Genomic DNA, 16,580 nt, shown 5'->3' with positions numbered 1-16,580 from the left:
TCAAATCTCCTCACGTGTCAAGACCTTGCGTTGATCAATCGCGGCCTTCTTTGCGCTGCTTAACTTGGGTGGATTGGGGTGAGGGCTAGGTCGGTTTGGTTTTTGATATTCTGTGCCATGGGCCCTTTGGGGTTGGCTCTATCCTTTGTGGCATTGTGGGCGATTTATGAATTTACATCGATCCCGAATTCCAAATATTCTACTTCAGTGTTCATTGGGGTCGCGGCGTCAATTTCTGTCTCTATTGTCTTTTTTGCTTACAGAGTCGGCATTTATCATAGAAACAATGCCGTTCTAAATGCTGATCTGGTTGGTGAGGATGGCCGAGTTTGTGCCAATAAGAAGCCGAAAAATGTGACGTTGGCCCGGAGGGATAGTTATATTCAGTTCATGATGAGCAGTTATTTCTATTTCACGGCACAGCTGATTGGGCTATTTGCATTATTCAAATTTAAAGGGCAAGGCGTGGCATTCGTTGTCGCTACTTCGGTTGCAGGATTCCTGTTGCAGTTGGTGTCAAAGAGTGTTGATAGAGCAAATCAAAAGAGAGCAGCCGCAGCGGCAGAGAACGATGAAGAACACCGACGCGCACGCGCCAGGAGGCAGCGAGTCGTTGAGTCGATTTTGATTGGTATGGCCCTCCTGATACCGCTCTTTTGGGATGTGTCGCAAGCAAATCTGAGTATGGCGAAGCTTGTTATGGAAAAGCTTGGCTTACGCGCGTCCGACGCTACGTTGCGCGTGACGGGGAAGGCGTTGCAAACCTTGATTGATACAGCGGAGATCAACGGCGCGACAATGAGCATCTGTCCATCTGGGCCTGGATCCGCACTGGTTTCTCCAGTGAACGTGTACTGGCATGGTATGGGGAAGATTTCCCTACTTGCTCTAGCGGGCGAGGCTGCAGCCGAGTTCGATGTCCCGTCTGACGATGTTCAGATTGTTCGTCAGAGCGGATTGCGATGTCACCAGCTTTCTCGTACTGTGCATTTCGCATCCGGGAGCCCACGGCCATCGGACGAGAGCGAACTTGTGCGGATTCGACAGGAAAGTAGTAAGGTCCTAGGTAGCTTCATGGCTCCCACAAAGGAAACTGGGGGCTGGGTATTACGACAAGTCCAGATCACGGGGCATGCAGACCCGATGCCACTGGGCGACGCTGGAAACGAGAGGCTGGCGCTGGACAGGGCTCGTGCAGTTGCAAGTGAGCTGAGCAATGAGCCCATTTTTGCCGAGCGGATAAAAATTGACAGAGTGAAGCCAGAACTCCTCTCTGACGGCTCTCGCTTCCCGGTGAACATCAGCTGTCCCATGACTGGTAACGGCAAGTCCCTTGCTGAGTGCCATTCCGCTAATAGACGAGTGGAAGCCCGTCTCATTTTTGCGAAAGTGGGGAGGATCAAGTCCGAGTAGGTCTTGACGATCTTGACGTTGACGTCTAGGTAACTATTGGAGCGGGCAAGTATCCAATCATCAAAAGCATTGCCGGAATATTCAAATCATAAGCAGTCCGGCCTCTTCGTCCTCTCAAACACCGGTACTGCCCAGCACCAGACCAAGCAGATTTATCGATCTAAACTGGCGCACGATTAATTTTTTCCCTCTTTGTGCGGTGATATATTAAATTTTAGTGCGATGATACATTGCCTACTGCTTTACGGGCATCAACTTATTCTGCGCTAACTGCCTTCCTATGACAACAGAAAGAGACAAATCGCATCGCGGCAATGCCAGCCAATTCTACGTCGCTGGTGAGCTGTGCCGTCGCGGCTATGCCGCTGTCGTCACGCTCGGCAATACACCGAATACCGACATCCTGTGCAGCAATCGGGCCGGGACCAAGTTCGTTCACATTCAGGTGAAGACCTTCGTGCCTGGAACGAAGACCTGCAGCGTCGGATTGAAGGCGGAACGCGCCTTCGGGCCGAATTTCTTCTGGGTGCTTGCCGGCATTCCTGCTATTGGTTCCAGTGAGCGTTTCCGCTATTTCATCGTGCCGTCGGCCGATATGGCGGAGCATGTAGCCAAGACGCATGGCGACTGGCTCATAACTCCGGGCAAATCCGGGCAGGCTCATCGGGACAATCCGGTGCGGGCGGTCAGTATTCCGCCGCACAGTAGGCCGTATCACTGGAGCGTGGAGGGCTACGAGGATCGCTGGGATCTTATCGACGCCGTGCTGGTCGGCAATCCACCGATCGCACTGCTTAAGGCTGCAAACGCGTAGGTTGCGAAGCGGTGCTTACCTCCTTCACAAGGTGGTCGAGCGACCACGTTGGGCTTGAACACCACAGGCTAGTACTGACAGCACCGCCGGTCGCTAGGAAGGCTTCAAGTCGCAGCCGGAGGTATGCAGGTCGTCGATCAAATGGGGACATGTATCTGATGGCCGGCGTACCTAAAGAGGACATTCACCAAATCCAGGGCTGTACGCCGTGGCGAAGTCTGCGACACTACGCCAGCAGCAGCCCGTCGGGGGGCTTCTTTGACATTTGAACTACATGCAACCAAAGATGACTTGAGAGCCATCTCGGATAGTGGTGCGAGAACTAGGTGAGAAGAGTCTGCCGCCGCGGAACGACTTCGGTGACGACGTTGCGCGCGGACAAGCTTTCGGTCGGGCACGAACAAATCAAATGATGCGTTAGATCAAGGAAAACGTGACTTCAATTGTGTGCTGGATGAACCCGCGAGACTACTTCCCGGGCATGTGGGCGGTAAGCGACTCCCGGGTATGCGGACCCGGAGGGATACTCACGGAAAATTGTCCAAAGCTCTTCGCTATTCATGCCAACTGCTATCGTAATGATGATTTCACACGTACTTATCCGAAGCGGGTGCTGTCTTTCGGTTTCGGATTTGCAGGGAGTACGTTAATCGGTGCAAATGTAAAGGAAATGCTTGCTACATTCTTGGGCGAACTCACTGAGGTTAACTACTACGATGCGCCTGACTATCCGTTCGAAGAGCGGGTACCCTCGTTGGCCGAAATCGCCGAAATTGCACGTAAGTTGACCGAAAGATACATTGCCAGCGTGGGCATACACTACCCGGCTGCTGCACGGTGTGAACTGGTCTTGTTTGGCTTTTGCAGAAGAAGCTCTTGCTTTAAGGTCTTCAGGGTGTCCAATAGTGCGAAGGTGCCCGCTTCTGTCACCAGCGAAGAGTTGCCGGTGGGTGAGGGCGAACTAATTATCTTGGGTGATAGGAAGGATTTCATTCGTACGCGGACGCTTTCTCTTCGGTCCCAGTTCGCCGAGGGCTCGTGGAATTGGTTGCGTGCGCCGATCATTACGTTGTCAGAAATTCTCCGAAACAACGAGCCGGGGTCCATCGGCGGATATTTACAGCTTTGTTCGGCGTTTCGTGAAGGATTCAAGCATCTGAAGATTTCGTTATCAAAAGATCCGCTGGCGCCCTATGTCGGCTTTGATGTGTACCGGGAAATTGGGACGATTGGCGGCTTTCTCCCATCAATGTCATTTGGACTCGTTGCTCCTGGCCCTGACGGTTGGCCTGAATAGTCACTCGCATCTCGCTAGCCCGGATCGATTGATGCGCTTCTCTTCGCGTCTTTGTGAAATCAAACGCACTAGTGGATGGTTGTCCACATTCAGAATCGGCATTGCGATTGATGCGGCACAGTCTGGTCAAGGACGCCAAAATCTCGCAATCCCAATGGACTATCACACCCTCTGCTTTGCTTTGATCAGCGTCGCCATCGGCCCGATTCTCGATTGGGAAAAGGAGAGGAACAAGTCATTTACCGCGCATGTAGACGGACGATGGTTCCTGAGCGAGAGTACTGATTCAATGCAGTGGCAATTTGCTGAGATGAAACAGTGTTTTAGCGTTTTCGTGGGAGTCATTTCAGCAGGTGCGTCCCGCGAAATTTTGATTGGTTTCTGGCAGATCAATGGCACTCAGCTTCACGCGAGTGCAGAAAACTACATTCATGAACAAGCAAGATTTGATTTCACTGTGGGTTCGCCTGGATCAAACCTTCGCAAGAGGGAAGGCGGTTGAATCTGAACCCGATCTAGCATGGGACGTCCTGCAAGAATACGTAGAAAAAGGTCGAGAACTGGAGCACCCGGAGCGATTGTATGTTGAGTTTGAACAGTTTGTGATTGCGTCGATTTCGTTGCATTATTCGCAAGGTTTAAACGAAGTCAGTCGGATGGGAGATTGGATTCAGTGGTCACTTGCGGATAGTCCGATTCGCTCATTTGTTCAGGAGATGAATATCGGTCGCATGGCGGAGTTCCACCGGCACCCTGAGATCAGGGGTTGGCCTGGCTTCACGCCAGTCAACGTGCTTTTCTTTAACGGTCTTTTTGATTATGCGCGAAGGCGGACCGCCATAAAATCGATTTGTGATGCGCTCCGGCCATACGCTGCCAGAACCTTCTTGAGGCTAATGTCCCAACCGCCGGCCATCATTGATATGCAGGAAATTATGTTGGGTTGCCTGATGATGACTTGGGCCGCGAAGGAGTCGCTCGATCGGGCAGAACGCATGACACCCTTTATCGAAGAACTGGTTTCTCGCCAAGAACTTCAGGCGGAGCAGCGGTACTTGTTCTGTCTAACTCTCGCAACCAACGCTGGGCGGTTTTCGAGCCGTGACAAGATATACTGGGCCACGCGGACCCTGACGGAGTTTGGACCTCACCTTTCTGGCCTCTATCAGGCGCAAATGATGGCGACAACGCTTAGGGTTGACGAGCATGGTCCATCGGACGCCGAAGCGCTTCTTGCGCAAATGGCGTTAGTGCGTGCAGAACGCAATCAAGGTCTATCGGGTGTGGATGCCACTCGAGACTCGGGCCAAACCGTCGAGTATGTTGCACCTTACTTTGTGCGCACGCTTGCCATGGGCGAAGCCGGACTGTTGCTCCGCGGTCTCCAGACCTGGTACCAGCAGGATCATCCGACTGATCCATTGAACTCGCTCGACGTTCTGATCACTGTCCCCTTTGGGGAAACAGGGACGACGCTGCTTTGCGGCGGCGAAAAGCGGGAGTACGAACGCGACACGCAGGCTCCCCTTGTTGATGTGTCACGTAGCATGAATGAGTTTCTCGGAACCTATGCGACGGTGGCATATGCTGACAACAGTAGTCTGCCAATTCCCGAACGCCCAGGGATGCCTCAGGAGCGCCAGCCGGGCCTCTCCAGCGCGCTGCGTAATGCGTATTGCCCAGACAACGTGGTGGTGCCGGGAGCGCCAACTTGTCAACTCATCTTGCCGGCTGAGTGTCATCCGATTCAAGCTGTGCAGCTCGAAAATTGGGGGCGGACATGGCCGATTGCTTCGTCGCTCGGCCGCCCCCGCGAGGATCGGGTTCCCCGGTCCGTTCTGATCTGGGGGGGTGGAACAATCACGGAGCCTATGGAGCTAGAGATGGTCCGCTATGCGTTCGAGAAAATAGGAGCGACGGTGCGAAGCGTTACACTCGAGACCTGCACTCCCGCCGACTTCTTGGCGGAATATCAGAACGCCGAGTATGACGTGTTCTGGATCGCATCGCATGGAGAGTTCGATCACTGGGCTCCCCATGACGTTCGGCTGCATCTCGCTCCGGACAACAGCGCCGTGAAACTAGAGGATGTGTGGGACCGTATTCCCAGCTTCGAAGGGAGGCGTCTGCTCGTGTTGAATGTGTGTGACGGTGCTAGATTTGCTGAGCGAGGGATGCTACCTCGCGTTGGCTTGGGACCAGGCCTAGCCGGTCCAGCCCAAGCAACGATCTCTCATTTGTGGCCTGTTCGGCCGTATCCTTCTGCCGGATTCGGAGCCAGTTTGGCCTACTACGTTGCTAATGGAGTCCGGTACTTCGAGGCGTTCGAAAGGACACTGCGGGCCATCGCAAAGCCGGCTGCCAACGTAGGGATGGAGCTCGAAGACATGTATGGCCGGGAATTCGAACTCACGACGCGACTGCGCAATCAGGAGGAGGACTTCTCGGCGATTGAGGTTTGGGGATCGGCCGCATTCTTTCAATAGGGCATAGCCTCCAGTGGGCCGATGTAGCGCGCAGCCGCGCCAGCTTGCCGGCCGTCACGCTTACCGGGCGCGGGCACGGGCCAGCAACAAGTCTATGTGGGATATAGCCGGGTGCCACCACAAACGGCGCCGGCACCTGGAACGTACACCGCCCAGATCAACGTAACCATTAGCTACTGATGCGTTGTGTTCGTGCCCCGGCACAACCACCCGTCTGGCTAACCTGGGAGGAACCCGAGGAAGCGCGCAGCATCATGAAGCTCAAGATCGCCGCCAGTGGTGCGGCTTGATGCCGCAGACGAGATCAACTGGAGGCCATGGAGAAGGTGGGATGAAAGTCTAGGCAACTAGCGCTGCGTGTGACCCGGAGGCCGCTCCAACTACGCCTTGGTGGTGTCGATACAAGGATGAGAGAGAATGCGCTTGCCTATTTGCATTCCTTACCATAAAGTAAGGAATGCAAATGCAAGGAGGTGCGATGGCTTCTGCAACCATGACATCAAAAGGGCAGGTCACGATTCCTGTGGATGTGCGGACCCATCTGGGCCTGTCCACCGGGGACCGGATCGAATTCGTGCTCAATGAACAAACTGGACGATATGAAGTGGTCCCTGCCACCCGCTCGGTAACCGCTCTCAAGGGCATTATTCGCAAGCCCGCGAAGCCGGTCTCGATCGACGACATGAACGCAGCGATAGCGGAACAGGGGGCTTCCGCCCGATGATTGGTCTCGACACGAATGTGCTCGTCCGGTACTTCGCGCAAGACGATCCTGTGCAGGCTAAGCAGGCAACCGAGCTGATCGAGTCGCTGACCGCTGACTCCCCGGGTTATGTCACCCAAGTGGCCCTTGTCGAAGTCGTGTGGGTATTGGGACGGGCTTATGGTGCGGACCGCGATGAAATCACGCAGGTGGTCGAGACGCTGTTACGGACGAAAGAATTGGTAGTCGAATCGGCGGAAACAGTCTGGAAGGCATTGCGCCTTTATGGCGGCTCATCGGCCGATTTCGCCGACTGCCTTATCGAACGGATGTGTCACGACGCGCAGTGTGAATACACGATGACGTTTGACACGAAAGCGGCAAAAGGCGCCGGAATGCGGCTCATAAAATAAGGGAAAAGCATGGCACCTCCCAAGATCGCACTTCCCTACCCGCCATGCTGCTGACCCGCCTGCTCAATGCCTGCCATCACTTCCCCGGTTTTGTGTACGAAAGCGCTCGCTTGTGTCAGGCTTCTAACACCGTCGAGATCGACGTGCGTCCGCGGCGAGGTTCCCGACCGCACTGCTCGGGCTGCGGCCAACAGGCCCGCGGCTATGACGAAAGGCCTCTCGCTGCCGGCCAACTTCTTCGGCACGCGCAGGGCCATCCAAGACGACTGCAGCGCAACGGCGCGGCCCGTCAAAGCATGGCGACCGCGCTGATCTCGCTGTTGCTGTCGAAGCTCAATGCCATGCGAATCTTCCCGTCATCATGCTGAAGACGCCCAAGCCGGTCCTTTAGCTGATTCATCATCCTGTCATAGCTCCGCTGCTGGCCCGCGGCAAGCGTCAGCATGGCCTCGGCATTGTCGATGACCTCACCACGACGCACTTCCAGGGTCTCCTGCTTGTTCCAGAGCGACTTAGACAAGAGCTGATTAGCCCGATCGCGGAGAGACCCCGAGACACCGGTCATCGCCTTGAGCGGATCGTCCACGCCAGATTCAGATACCACCGGCAGTGACTGCCTGTTCAAGGGATCGACGTATGCCTTGCAAACATTCAACAAGGCCATCAAACGCAACAACAAGTTCCGTTTCTGAACCAACCGTCGAGCGGAATCGGCATGGCCTAGCAGCGCCTTGTGCGTATTCTCCGTCCCGCCCAAGGAATCTACATCATTCTGGGCGAGAATGCGCTTTGCAAGCGCCTCCCCCTCGAGCCGCAGCTGCACGACCCATTCCATGGCCTCGCGACAGATGGCTTCGAGCTGCCCACGTTTTTCCAGAGGCAATTCGTCCGGCGATCTCATGTCATTCATCAACGAAACCAAGGATCCCAGGTAGAGTACCGCCCCTTCAAGCTTGGCCTGGTCCTTGTTGTCCAGGTAGATATGCAGGTCCGAAATGCCCTGCTTGATCTCGTCAAGTCCCCTGTTGATATCGTCCAGATGCGATTGCGCCACGGCGATGCTAAGAAGCTGGAAGGCGCCGGCAGCCATCTGACGGGCACGTCCTCCCTCGATCACCCTGCCATGGCCCGCAAACTTTTTTGAACCCACTTGACGCGCAGTCGGGTACACCCCGCCTTTTTGCGCAGCAATGAGCTCCAGCGTACCGTCCTTCAACCCTTGCTGTACTTTCGGATCGAACACCAGCTCCACAGTCTTGTTCGGCAGGCCGACGGCCCCTTTGAATACATCCGCGGCAAGTTGGCGAGCGCTGTGTACTGGAACATCGGCTCGCCCCGCCAACGGTTGAGCATTGGCAGGCATGGCGGCGAGCTCGCGCGTGCTGATCATGATGTTGCCGTCCTCGTCCTGTACCAGCAGCTCGGTACCTAGCACGGCTCGTACTTCCTCAGGCGCAGCTCTCGCAATTACGCCACCTGCCGCAGGGGAGGCTCCGATGATCGGCTTCCCCGCGCGCTGGCTACTCTGCCCGGCGTTGCAATTGTCATCGCGGCGGCGCAACGCCATGCTGTAGCCGATATAGACAGCCACCCCGACCAATGCGATTACCAACGCAATCCCACAAATCCACAAGATGCCCACGATCTTCCCCTGCCTCCATTTCAATTTCTAACGCTGAAGGACCCCTCTATTGCGAGAGTCGCCTCACTATACGGCCCCATCTTTTTGCTTGTTTGACAACGAGCTAAACAAGCAATGTCGCCGCTGGACCTGCCCTCTCACTATTCCACGCCGTTCACTGGACAAATTCTGGTCGACTTTCTAGGATACTCGTTCCTGCGAAGAAGAATAGATAGCAACACATGATTGAGCCGGAACATCAAGTCGTCCTGGACGCAATGGCGCCGCACCCGAACAGGGTCTGGCGATCTACCGAGCTAAAGAAGATCATTTGGGCACGGTTTCATGGTCTTCACGACCGCAAGGTCCGACGTGTCCTTGAAGATCTCGAGCATATGTGCCTACTGGAGCGGCAAGGCGATGGCCCGGCCACCAGTTGGAGGCTCCTCGCCAAAGGGCCAAGGGAAGCCATCCGTCCCCCGGTTGACCTGTCGTTGGCACTTCTGAAGCTCAGACAACTGGCGAAACACCATCTCCCGAACAGCGTTATCGGCGACTTCGAAGGATATTTTGAGGGCGCCACCCGCGTGTTGCACGAGAGTTCGTTCGATACTCGTCTGGAAAGCGCTCGCGCATGGATGGGAAAGACCGCGCGCCTGGACCCCGGCTATCCTCTGATTCCGCCTCAGGTCCAAGAGAGCATGTTCGAGACGATCTGGGCAGCGCTGTACCGTGATGAGTCGCTCTACGTGCGATACCAGAAGGCTGACCAGGACGCTGCCGAGCCGAAGGAGCACAGGGTCCTGCCCTATGCAATCGTGGAGAAGGGCCCCTATTGGTACCTGGTAGTGAGAGGCAAGCGCTCGAGCGGCAAGCAGGGGGAGGCATTTCTCCTGCGATTCGACCGCATCATCGAAGTCAGGAACCTGGGCCATGACCTGGTGCGAGAGAGCGACTTCAACCTCGACGCGTTCATCAAGAAAGAAAAGGTCCTGGAATGGTTCCCCGAAGAGCCGGAACAGATCGTGCTGCGCGTGCGGGAGACCCGAGCAGTGCCAAGCCAGTTCCGTTCCGTGAAGCTGTCAATCGACCAGAAGATCGAGCCAGAAGAGGGCGGCTTCGTCCTCACCGCCACAGCCATCCGTGGCGCTCAAGAACCTGCTCCTGGAGCGCTCGCCGTTTATCGAAGTCCTCGCGCCTCAGCACCTGCGTGAGGAGATCGGTAGCTTGCTTCACGCCGCCGCGCAACGTTATGCGGCGGGCCCGGCGTAGTACGCCCCCGCCTCCCCGTTAGAAGGCCAGATCCGGCCAGGGAAAGGCCACCACCACATCGGCATTGGACTTCTCGAACGGGCGCGCAGAGTACTCCAGGCGCCCGGCAATGACCCGGGTGGTCTGGCGAATGGCGGCTATCGCCGCTACCGGCGCCGCGACGGAGATCCAGGAAGGCGCTGCATAGCCCTTCTCGAACAGCGACACCAGGTCTGCCTCGATCTTCCCGGCCAGGCGCTCAGGCTCGGGATCGGCGTGCTGCAGGAGCAGGCAGGTCGTATCGAGCGACGCCAGCTCCCGCAGCGAACTGAGCGAGGCGCCACGCCCCGCCGACAGATCCGACGGCTCCACCGTCGACCGGAACAGGATCGCAAGGGCGGAAGCCAGGCTGCGGGGCCCGGCCATGATCCAGCAGCCGGCGCGCACCGCAGGCAGTTGCCTGGCAGCACCGAGAACAAGTGCGATCTCGATGCTGCCGGTCTGGCGGGCCTTTCTCATTGCTTGCACCGGCCCCATCGCATTCCATAGTGCGCCACCGTTAGCGCCGCTCAGGCGCCCGGCGTCCACGAGATGCACAACCATGTCGGCTTGCGTGGCACGCCGTCCACCGAGCACCCAATCGATGCCACCGGCAAACGTGGGGCAATCCATCATCACACCCTGTGCCTCCTGCTCGGAAAAGCCCCACCGCTGGATGGCAATCCGCAGCGGCCGAATCGGAGTCAGTTCGCCTTGGCGGATGGGCAGATCGAGAAGAGGGTACTGGGACATAGGCGAGCTCCTGAGTTGCGATAGGCGCCAGTGTCATGTCCAGACCGGACAGGCGGTTGTCCGGTATCGCATCTAGCATTTGATCCATGCGAGGAGATGCTGCATCCGTTGATGCACTTGCTCGCACCTGAAGAGAACCGATCACGCAGTGCCGCCCTCAGGCGGAGACATTCACGGGGAAACAAGGATGAGAAGCGATCAGCACAAGATCGAAGAAGCGGCGGACTGGGTGAGGAATGCGCGGGCACTGCTGATTACGGCTGGCGCCGGCATGGGCGTCGACTCCGGCTTGCCGGATTTCCGTGGCTCGGAGGGGTTCTGGAGAGCCTATCCCGCGCTGGGCGCAGCGGGCCTGAATTTCCAGGACATCGCATCGCCCCAAGCCTTTGCCAGCCACCCCGCGCTTGCCTGGGGCTTCTACGGCCACCGCATGGCGCTGTACCGGCGCACGCAGCCGCATGCCGGCTTTGAGATTCTGCGCCGCTGGGCCGAGGGCATGCCGCAGGGGTATCGGGTCTATACCTCCAACGTGGACGGACACTTCCAGCGTGCCGGCTTTACGTCCGAGAAGGTCCACGAGTGCCACGGCTCCATCCACGTGCTGCAGTGCCTGCAAGCCTGCACCGAGCACACCTGGAGCGCTGACGGATTCCAGCCGGAGGTGGACGAGGCAAAGTGCAAGCTGCTGAACGACCCGCCGCGCTGCCCGCACTGCGGCGGCGCGGCCCGCCCCAACATCCTCATGTTCGACGACTTCTCTTGGGTGGAAACGCCAACGGTCGAATCGCGCGACAGGCTTGACACCTGGACCCGCGCGTGCGAGACCATCCTGGTGATCGAGGTGGGCGCGGGAACGGAGATCCCGACGGCCAGGCGCTTTGGCGAGCGCCATGCGGCGCAGTTCATCCGGATTAACGCCCGGCAGGCTGGCGTCCGGGGTGGGAAGCACAATATGGGGCTGGCGGGAACCGCTCTTGATACGCTTGCTGCGATCGATTCGGTGATGCGCCGGGCGTGAGCCCGATCCTCCTGGTCGCCATCGCGGCCAGGAGGCAAAACAGCTAGCGGACGAACCGCACTTCCACGCGGCGATTCCTCGCGTCGCGCGGATCGACACCCGGCAACGGATGCGAGTCGCCAAAGCCCGCCACAATTACCCGGCGCGCCGTCTCCGCCGTCATGCCGCCTGTGAGCAAGCGGCGCGCCTCGCGCGCACGCGCAGCCGACAGCGTGTAGTTGTCGTCATAGACCGTGCAGAAGCGCGCGAAATCTGTGACTGGGCTCTGCACAGGCAGGCTGTCCGTATGTCCCTCCACGAAAATCTGCCCTTCTTTCGCTTCCGTCAGGTAATGCGTGAGCTCACGGTCCACACTCGCGAATGCGGCCTTGGCCTCGAGCGTCACGCAGGCGCTGCCGCGAGAGAACACATTGTCCTTTAGGGTGACCTTGCCCGCCGCCGGATCGAAGGCGACCAGGCCGGCCGCGCCTTGTGCCTCGAACGCGCGCTTCATGTCGGTCAGCATGGCCTCCACGCGCTTTCGCTGTGAGGCCTCGCCTCTTTCCGCTTCTTCCTTGTGCTGGAGCGCAGCAAACTGGCTCTGAAGGATGGACACTACAAGCAGTAGCATCACCACCGCCAGGGTGCCCGCCATCAGATCCGCAATGGATACCCATTCGTTCGGCTTGTCCTTCATCCTTTGCACCGCCCTGGTTTATTGAATTTCAGCATTCTCGGCAGCCGGCGTAGCATGCGCGCGTTGCCGGATGCGGGCGAGGTGCGTCAGGATTTGGTCCATCTGCTTGCGGCTGTCGGCATCGCCCTTTACGCGCAGCGCCAGCATCTGGTCGAGAGCGGCGAACAGGCGGCTATCCTTGTCCTTGTCTGCGTTGAAGAGCCTGCCGGCGGCGGTGGATATGCTGTTTGCTGCAGCACTCAGATCTTTCGCCTGGTCTGCTCCGCTATTCACTGCCTTTTTGCTGATAGCGATCATGCTATTGCACTGCTCGATCATGCCATTGCACTGCTCGATCAGGCCATCGAAACGCTTTTCCAACGATGTCATACGCAGGCCAGATTCGGAGACTGCCTTCAACCCCATCTGGATGTTTGTCGCTACTTTATCGATGGTGCCTTGCATGGTCATTACCACCGTCTGCAACGTAGTGCTGATCTCGGTGAACTCGCCAATCGCACCGTTTTGCTGCGCGGTGGCTTTCGCCATCGTTTGCTCGATCTTGCCCATGGTCTGCGAAACGCTGCCCTTGAGCGCATCCACCGCCGAAGAGATGTTCGCGGTCGTGCTCTTGAGCTCCTCAGCCATGGATCTGAGGTTTTCCTGGAAGCTATCGTTCATATCGCCAATGTTCTGCGACAGATCGCGCTTGAGTCCGACGACCACTTCACCGATCCCTTTCTCGAAGGTGTCCACGCCCTTGCACAGCGCCTCGGCGGACGCCGCGACCTTGACGGCCCCGGCCGCCATCTTCTCGCCCGCTTCGCTCATGGCTTGAATGTTGGCGTCGTTGGCCTGCACGAAGTGCTCCATGGCCTCCTGCGTCTTCGTCACCGTCAGCTGCATCTCCTTGGCCGAAGCTAGCTGTGCCACAGCGCTATCCCGAATCTCGGCGATCGCCGTCACCGTGCCTGTGGTCGCTTTGGCTACGGCTTGCAGCGGCACCTGCAGCTCTGCGGTTTGCACGCTGATCGCACTCGCCAATTGCTTGCCGATGGATTCCAACGCCTGGATCAGGCTGTCATGCATGCGCGAATCGCGTTCGCTGCTGGCTTGCCGCGCGCGCTGCAAGATTTCATTCAGCTTCGCGGAACACCAGTCCAGTCGCCTTTCGTCGTGGCGCGTGAACGTGCCGACGGTCTTCATCAGCAGGAAAAAGATAATCCCCCAGGCCGATGTCCTGAACTTGGTGCCGAGCCCTTCCATCATGTGCGTCAGGCCCTGCATCGTGCCAGCCATCGCCGCACTGTCCGGCTGGGGTTTCGAGAGCATGGCGGAGGCATCATTCAACGCAATGCCAAGGCCAAGGAACGTGCCAAGCAATCCAAGAATCAGCAGGACGCCGGGCATGACCTCGATCGCCTTCTCCGCGCGAGACGCCACCACATCCGACATCTCCGCCAGGGAAACGGGAGGCACCTCGGCGGCGTCCGTGCCACCTCCATTGCGATTCTCCCAGTTGCCTAGCCACGTGTGCGGTTGCGCGTTGCGCCAGACGCCGTAGCTGGTGCTGGCAAACATCAGGAGCATCAGTGCACCGATCAGGCCCTGGACCAGTTCCGCACCCGGCGACAGGAAACGAAGTACGTCAAGAACGGACATCAGGCTTCCACCTCAACCAGCTGCTCGGCGCGCTTGCGGCTATCCGCCTCAAAGATGTTCGAGAAGTTGACCACCAGCGCCTGCTGGTCTTCACCAAGTTGCTCCCAGCGCTTGCCGAACTGCAAGCAATCGATCAGGATCCGGCCGGCCTCATTGCCGCTATCCACCAGGTAGTCAAGCGCCTCCTCCCGCAGGGTGGCTTCGTCCTTTTCCAGCAATTGCAGGAAGCCCTCGGCGGCCTGCACATAGATGCGGAACTCTGCATTTTCTGTCTTGGCGGCTTCCAGCTCGCTCATGCCCTTACTAACCTGCGCCTGCAGCGCGGGCAGCTCCGCGGCGTCTTCCGGCGCCAGCGATTCGCTCTTCAGCGCACGCAGCATGCGGTTGAGATTGATACGGCTATCGATGACTCTGGATTCCAGACGCTTGCCGCGCGCCTCGCGGGTCTGCAGATCAGCCGCCCAACCGATGATCAGCTCTTCGAAGACAAACGGGATCAGCCCCTTGCCAAAGCGCACTTCCACAATGGCATCCAGGCGCTCGGCGTCGATGTTCGACAGCACGGGCGTCTCGGCCAGGAGATCGGATCCCACCGTGACGAGGAACATGTCGTCAGCGGTGACGGCATCCACGGTCGTCGCGTCCTGCAACTGGGTCTGCGCATTGGCCAGCAGCTTCTGCGCGGCGCGCAGTCGCAGGTAGTGATCAAAATCCCGAACGGTGTCGCGCTCCATCAGTGCGTCGATCCGGCTGCGCACCAGCATGGAGTCGATCATGAACTGCGTGACCTTCAACGCATGCCTGGCACCCTCGGCTGCGCGGGCTTCGGCGTCTTTGAGGGCTTCCTTGTGCTTCTCGGCCTCGGCCGCCGCTTCCTTGTCCAGAACCTGGTCCCGGTACTTGCGAGCCGCTGCAATGGCCCAGGCAATGGCATCGTCCAGCCGCTTGGCGATCGCGCTGTCGCCAAAGCCAATCGCATAATCGAGGCCCTTCTCCAAGTACGTCAGCGCGGAGCCGATCCACGGATGGAGCGTGGCTCCCGCACGTGCGGTGGCGACGAATGCCTTCGCCTTTACCAGCCACGGCTTAGCCTTGTTATAGAAGCTCTTGATATCGCCGACGATCCTCTCGCCCTCCTCGGCCATCACGCCAACCACCTTGGCCGCCACTTCCTTCACTTTGCCGTAGCCGGTTTTCACCACGGCTGCCATACTGCTCGCGGCGCTGCCTAAAGCGGAACCCACGCTCGAAATAAATCCAGAAAACCAACCCACGTTCTCCCCTCCTGTTCAGGAATCAATGCCTAGCAGCTTCTTCGCTGCCTGAGCCGTCTCACTACGTTCGCGGCCGACCGGACTGCCGACCGCCTTGCTGGCGCCCCTCACCTCCGTGATCGCCGCATCGATGTCCTCCACGCGCAAGCGCGCTGCGACACCGCCGTCCTTGGCCGACAGCAAGGCCTTCGGCAGCGCCAGCCGCATGCATGTGCGGATATCGCGCCCGCACAGCCCGTCGGAGCGTTGCGCGGCTTCGTCGATCATCGCCTCTCGTTCATCCGCGAGTGGGATGCTCTCGACCAGCATCCGGCCCCAGATGCCTTTGCGCGCGTCGAGGCCTGGCAGGTCGAAGTGCACGTGGTGCGTGATACGGCTGCGAAAGGCCTCGTCATAGTTCCTGGCAAAGTTCGTCGCGAAGATGACGATGCCGTCGAAGCGCTCGAGCTCGATGAGCAGCGTGGAACGCATGGCATTGACTTCGTTGTCGATGCCCTGGGTCACCGAAGACAGCCGTTTGCCGAGCAGCGTGTCGGCTTCGTCGAAGAACAACACAGCGTCGAGCTCATAGGCAGCCCGGAAGGCGGCCTTCAGGTTTTTCGCGGTTTCGCCCATGAACTTGCTCTCGAGCTCGGCGATGCTGATCTGCACGATGTCCATGCCGAGCGTGCCGGCAAACGCTTCCGCCGCCATGGTCTTGCCGGTTCCCGGCGGGCCATAGAAATTCAGGATGGTGCTGCGTCCCATCGGATCCACCGCGGCGAAGCCCCAGTCCACATAGATCTGATGATGAAAATGGATCTTGGCAACGCTCTCGTCGAGCTGGCGCCGCGTCGACGCCGCCAGCACCACGTCCTTGTCGAGCACGTAGCGTGGCGAGCGGCTTTCGAATGCGATGCCGAGCGCCTGCGCCTGCGCTGCGAGCCCCGGGCTCCTCGGCGCTTTGGCAGCCGACTGAGCAGATTCTTCCAAGTTGCTTCTCCATATGGGTTGCGCCGGGCCGGATGTGCTGGCTGTCTCCAGGCCCGGTCCGCCGCTGGTATCAAGATCAGCCAGCAACTGCCCGTAAACCGTATGACCCATATGAGCCACATGCGCACCGCAAACAACGCCCGGTTGTCCGGTGCGCGGGCGATCGTATAGGGCATACTGGACAAGCTCTGGCCAGAACAGATAGGAAT

General features: G+C 58.5%; 15 protein-coding genes. 9 read left to right on the top strand and 6 right to left on the bottom strand.

What is annotated here, in order from left to right; all coding sequences use genetic code 11:
- Nucleotides 1-117: 117 nt before the first annotated feature.
- The 7 genes from ACGLHR_RS16215 (at nucleotide 118) to ACGLHR_RS16185 (ending at nucleotide 7,126) form a co-directional block, all read left to right on the top strand.
- Nucleotides 118-1,413 carry a hypothetical protein gene (locus ACGLHR_RS16215; protein WP_400095157.1) on the top strand — a complete coding sequence of 432 codons (1,296 nt, stop codon included), beginning with the start codon at nucleotides 118-120 and terminating at the stop codon, nucleotides 1,411-1,413.
- A 280-nt stretch (nucleotides 1,414-1,693) separates the two neighbouring features.
- Nucleotides 1,694-2,227, top strand: a complete 534-nt coding sequence (locus ACGLHR_RS16210) for a hypothetical protein (RefSeq protein ID WP_400095155.1) — start codon at nucleotides 1,694-1,696, stop codon at nucleotides 2,225-2,227.
- 433 nt (nucleotides 2,228-2,660) lie between these two features.
- Entirely contained in the window at nucleotides 2,661-3,524 is an 864-nt protein-coding gene (locus tag ACGLHR_RS16205; RefSeq protein WP_400095154.1) for a hypothetical protein, read from the top strand.
- A gap of 31 nt (nucleotides 3,525-3,555) precedes the next feature.
- The gene (locus tag ACGLHR_RS16200) at nucleotides 3,556-4,026 is read left to right on the top strand and encodes a hypothetical protein (RefSeq protein WP_400095152.1); all 471 of its coding nucleotides are present in this window, start codon (nucleotides 3,556-3,558) and stop codon (nucleotides 4,024-4,026) included.
- On the top strand, nucleotides 3,956-6,010 hold the full coding sequence (locus ACGLHR_RS16195) for a CHAT domain-containing protein (protein WP_400095151.1): 2,055 nt from the start codon (nucleotides 3,956-3,958) through the stop codon (nucleotides 6,008-6,010). The genes ACGLHR_RS16200 and ACGLHR_RS16195 overlap by 71 nt, the downstream gene beginning before the upstream one ends.
- Nucleotides 6,011-6,488: 478 nt before the next feature.
- Nucleotides 6,489-6,734 carry an AbrB/MazE/SpoVT family DNA-binding domain-containing protein gene (locus ACGLHR_RS16190; RefSeq protein ID WP_115214420.1) on the top strand — a complete coding sequence of 82 codons (246 nt, stop codon included), beginning with the start codon at nucleotides 6,489-6,491 and terminating at the stop codon, nucleotides 6,732-6,734.
- Nucleotides 6,731-7,126, top strand: coding sequence for a PIN domain-containing protein (locus tag ACGLHR_RS16185; protein WP_400095149.1), 396 nt, complete (start codon nucleotides 6,731-6,733; stop codon nucleotides 7,124-7,126). Before ACGLHR_RS16190 ends, ACGLHR_RS16185 begins: the two co-directional genes overlap by 4 nt.
- A 289-nt stretch (nucleotides 7,127-7,415) precedes the next feature.
- Here ACGLHR_RS16185 and ACGLHR_RS16180 read toward each other — a convergent pair whose 3' ends face one another.
- Nucleotides 7,416-8,768 (bottom strand): hypothetical protein, encoded by a 1,353-nt coding sequence (locus ACGLHR_RS16180; protein ID WP_400095147.1) that lies wholly within the window; start codon nucleotides 8,766-8,768, stop codon nucleotides 7,416-7,418.
- Between the two features lie 221 nt (nucleotides 8,769-8,989).
- Here ACGLHR_RS16180 and ACGLHR_RS16175 point away from each other — a divergent pair, with 221 nt between their 5' ends.
- On the top strand, nucleotides 8,990-9,961 hold the full coding sequence (locus tag ACGLHR_RS16175; protein ID WP_400095145.1) for a helix-turn-helix transcriptional regulator: 972 nt from the start codon (nucleotides 8,990-8,992) through the stop codon (nucleotides 9,959-9,961).
- 76 nt (nucleotides 9,962-10,037) lie between these two features.
- Here the strand turns inward: ACGLHR_RS16175 and ACGLHR_RS16170 are convergent, their stop codons facing one another.
- Nucleotides 10,038-10,790 carry a hypothetical protein gene (locus tag ACGLHR_RS16170; RefSeq protein WP_400095143.1) on the bottom strand — a complete coding sequence of 251 codons (753 nt, stop codon included), beginning with the start codon at nucleotides 10,788-10,790 and terminating at the stop codon, nucleotides 10,038-10,040.
- 187 nt (nucleotides 10,791-10,977) lie between these two features.
- Between ACGLHR_RS16170 and ACGLHR_RS16165 the strand changes: the two genes are divergently transcribed.
- Nucleotides 10,978-11,808: an SIR2 family NAD-dependent protein deacylase gene (locus ACGLHR_RS16165; protein WP_400095142.1), complete on the top strand. Its 831-nt coding sequence runs from the start codon at nucleotides 10,978-10,980 to the stop codon at nucleotides 11,806-11,808.
- Between the two features lie 43 nt (nucleotides 11,809-11,851).
- On the opposite strand, the gene ACGLHR_RS16160 is transcribed toward ACGLHR_RS16165, so the two are convergent.
- The 4 genes from ACGLHR_RS16160 to ACGLHR_RS16145 form a co-directional block, all read right to left on the bottom strand.
- Nucleotides 11,852-12,484 (bottom strand): flagellar motor protein MotB, encoded by a 633-nt coding sequence (locus tag ACGLHR_RS16160; protein WP_400095141.1) that lies wholly within the window; start codon nucleotides 12,482-12,484, stop codon nucleotides 11,852-11,854.
- Nucleotides 12,485-12,502: 18 nt separating this feature from the next.
- Nucleotides 12,503-14,125, bottom strand: a complete 1,623-nt coding sequence (locus ACGLHR_RS16155) for a hypothetical protein (protein ID WP_400095140.1) — start codon at nucleotides 14,123-14,125, stop codon at nucleotides 12,503-12,505.
- On the bottom strand, nucleotides 14,125-15,336 hold the full coding sequence (locus tag ACGLHR_RS16150) for a hypothetical protein (protein WP_400095139.1): 1,212 nt from the start codon (nucleotides 15,334-15,336) through the stop codon (nucleotides 14,125-14,127). Before ACGLHR_RS16150 ends, ACGLHR_RS16155 begins: the two co-directional genes overlap by 1 nt.
- Before the next feature lie 78 nt (nucleotides 15,337-15,414).
- Nucleotides 15,415-16,371: an ATP-binding protein gene (locus tag ACGLHR_RS16145; protein ID WP_400095137.1), complete on the bottom strand. Its 957-nt coding sequence runs from the start codon at nucleotides 16,369-16,371 to the stop codon at nucleotides 15,415-15,417.
- Between the last annotated feature and the right edge of the window lie 209 nt (nucleotides 16,372-16,580).

The organism is Cupriavidus sp. CuC1 (assembly GCF_044627735.1).
Classification (GTDB): Bacteria; Pseudomonadota; Gammaproteobacteria; order Burkholderiales; family Burkholderiaceae; genus Cupriavidus; species Cupriavidus ulmosensis.
The sequence above is the reverse complement of the archived record's forward strand: the minus strand, read 5'-3'. Positions and strand labels throughout refer to the sequence as shown.

What these genes read in the sequence shown, in the direction of transcription:
- ACGLHR_RS16215 (WP_400095157.1), top strand. Translation starts at nt 118, where the DNA reads ATGGGCCCTTTGGGGTTGGCTCTATCCTTTGTGGCATTGTGGGCGATT.
- ACGLHR_RS16210 (WP_400095155.1), top strand. Translation starts at nt 1,694, where the DNA reads ATGACAACAGAAAGAGACAAATCGCATCGCGGCAATGCCAGCCAATTC.
- ACGLHR_RS16200 (WP_400095152.1), top strand. Translation starts at nt 3,556, where the DNA reads ATGCGCTTCTCTTCGCGTCTTTGTGAAATCAAACGCACTAGTGGATGG.
- ACGLHR_RS16195 (WP_400095151.1), top strand. Translation starts at nt 3,956, where the DNA reads ATGAACAAGCAAGATTTGATTTCACTGTGGGTTCGCCTGGATCAAACC.
- ACGLHR_RS16190 (WP_115214420.1), top strand. Translation starts at nt 6,489, where the DNA reads ATGGCTTCTGCAACCATGACATCAAAAGGGCAGGTCACGATTCCTGTG.
- ACGLHR_RS16185 (WP_400095149.1), top strand. Translation starts at nt 6,731, where the DNA reads ATGATTGGTCTCGACACGAATGTGCTCGTCCGGTACTTCGCGCAAGAC.
- ACGLHR_RS16175 (WP_400095145.1), top strand. Translation starts at nt 8,990, where the DNA reads ATGATTGAGCCGGAACATCAAGTCGTCCTGGACGCAATGGCGCCGCAC.
- ACGLHR_RS16170 (WP_400095143.1), bottom strand. Translation starts at nt 10,790, where the DNA reads ATGTCCCAGTACCCTCTTCTCGATCTGCCCATCCGCCAAGGCGAACTG.
- ACGLHR_RS16165 (WP_400095142.1), top strand. Translation starts at nt 10,978, where the DNA reads ATGAGAAGCGATCAGCACAAGATCGAAGAAGCGGCGGACTGGGTGAGG.
- ACGLHR_RS16160 (WP_400095141.1), bottom strand. Translation starts at nt 12,484, where the DNA reads ATGAAGGACAAGCCGAACGAATGGGTATCCATTGCGGATCTGATGGCG.
- ACGLHR_RS16155 (WP_400095140.1), bottom strand. Translation starts at nt 14,125, where the DNA reads ATGTCCGTTCTTGACGTACTTCGTTTCCTGTCGCCGGGTGCGGAACTG.
- ACGLHR_RS16150 (WP_400095139.1), bottom strand. Translation starts at nt 15,336, where the DNA reads ATGGCAGCCGTGGTGAAAACCGGCTACGGCAAAGTGAAGGAAGTGGCG.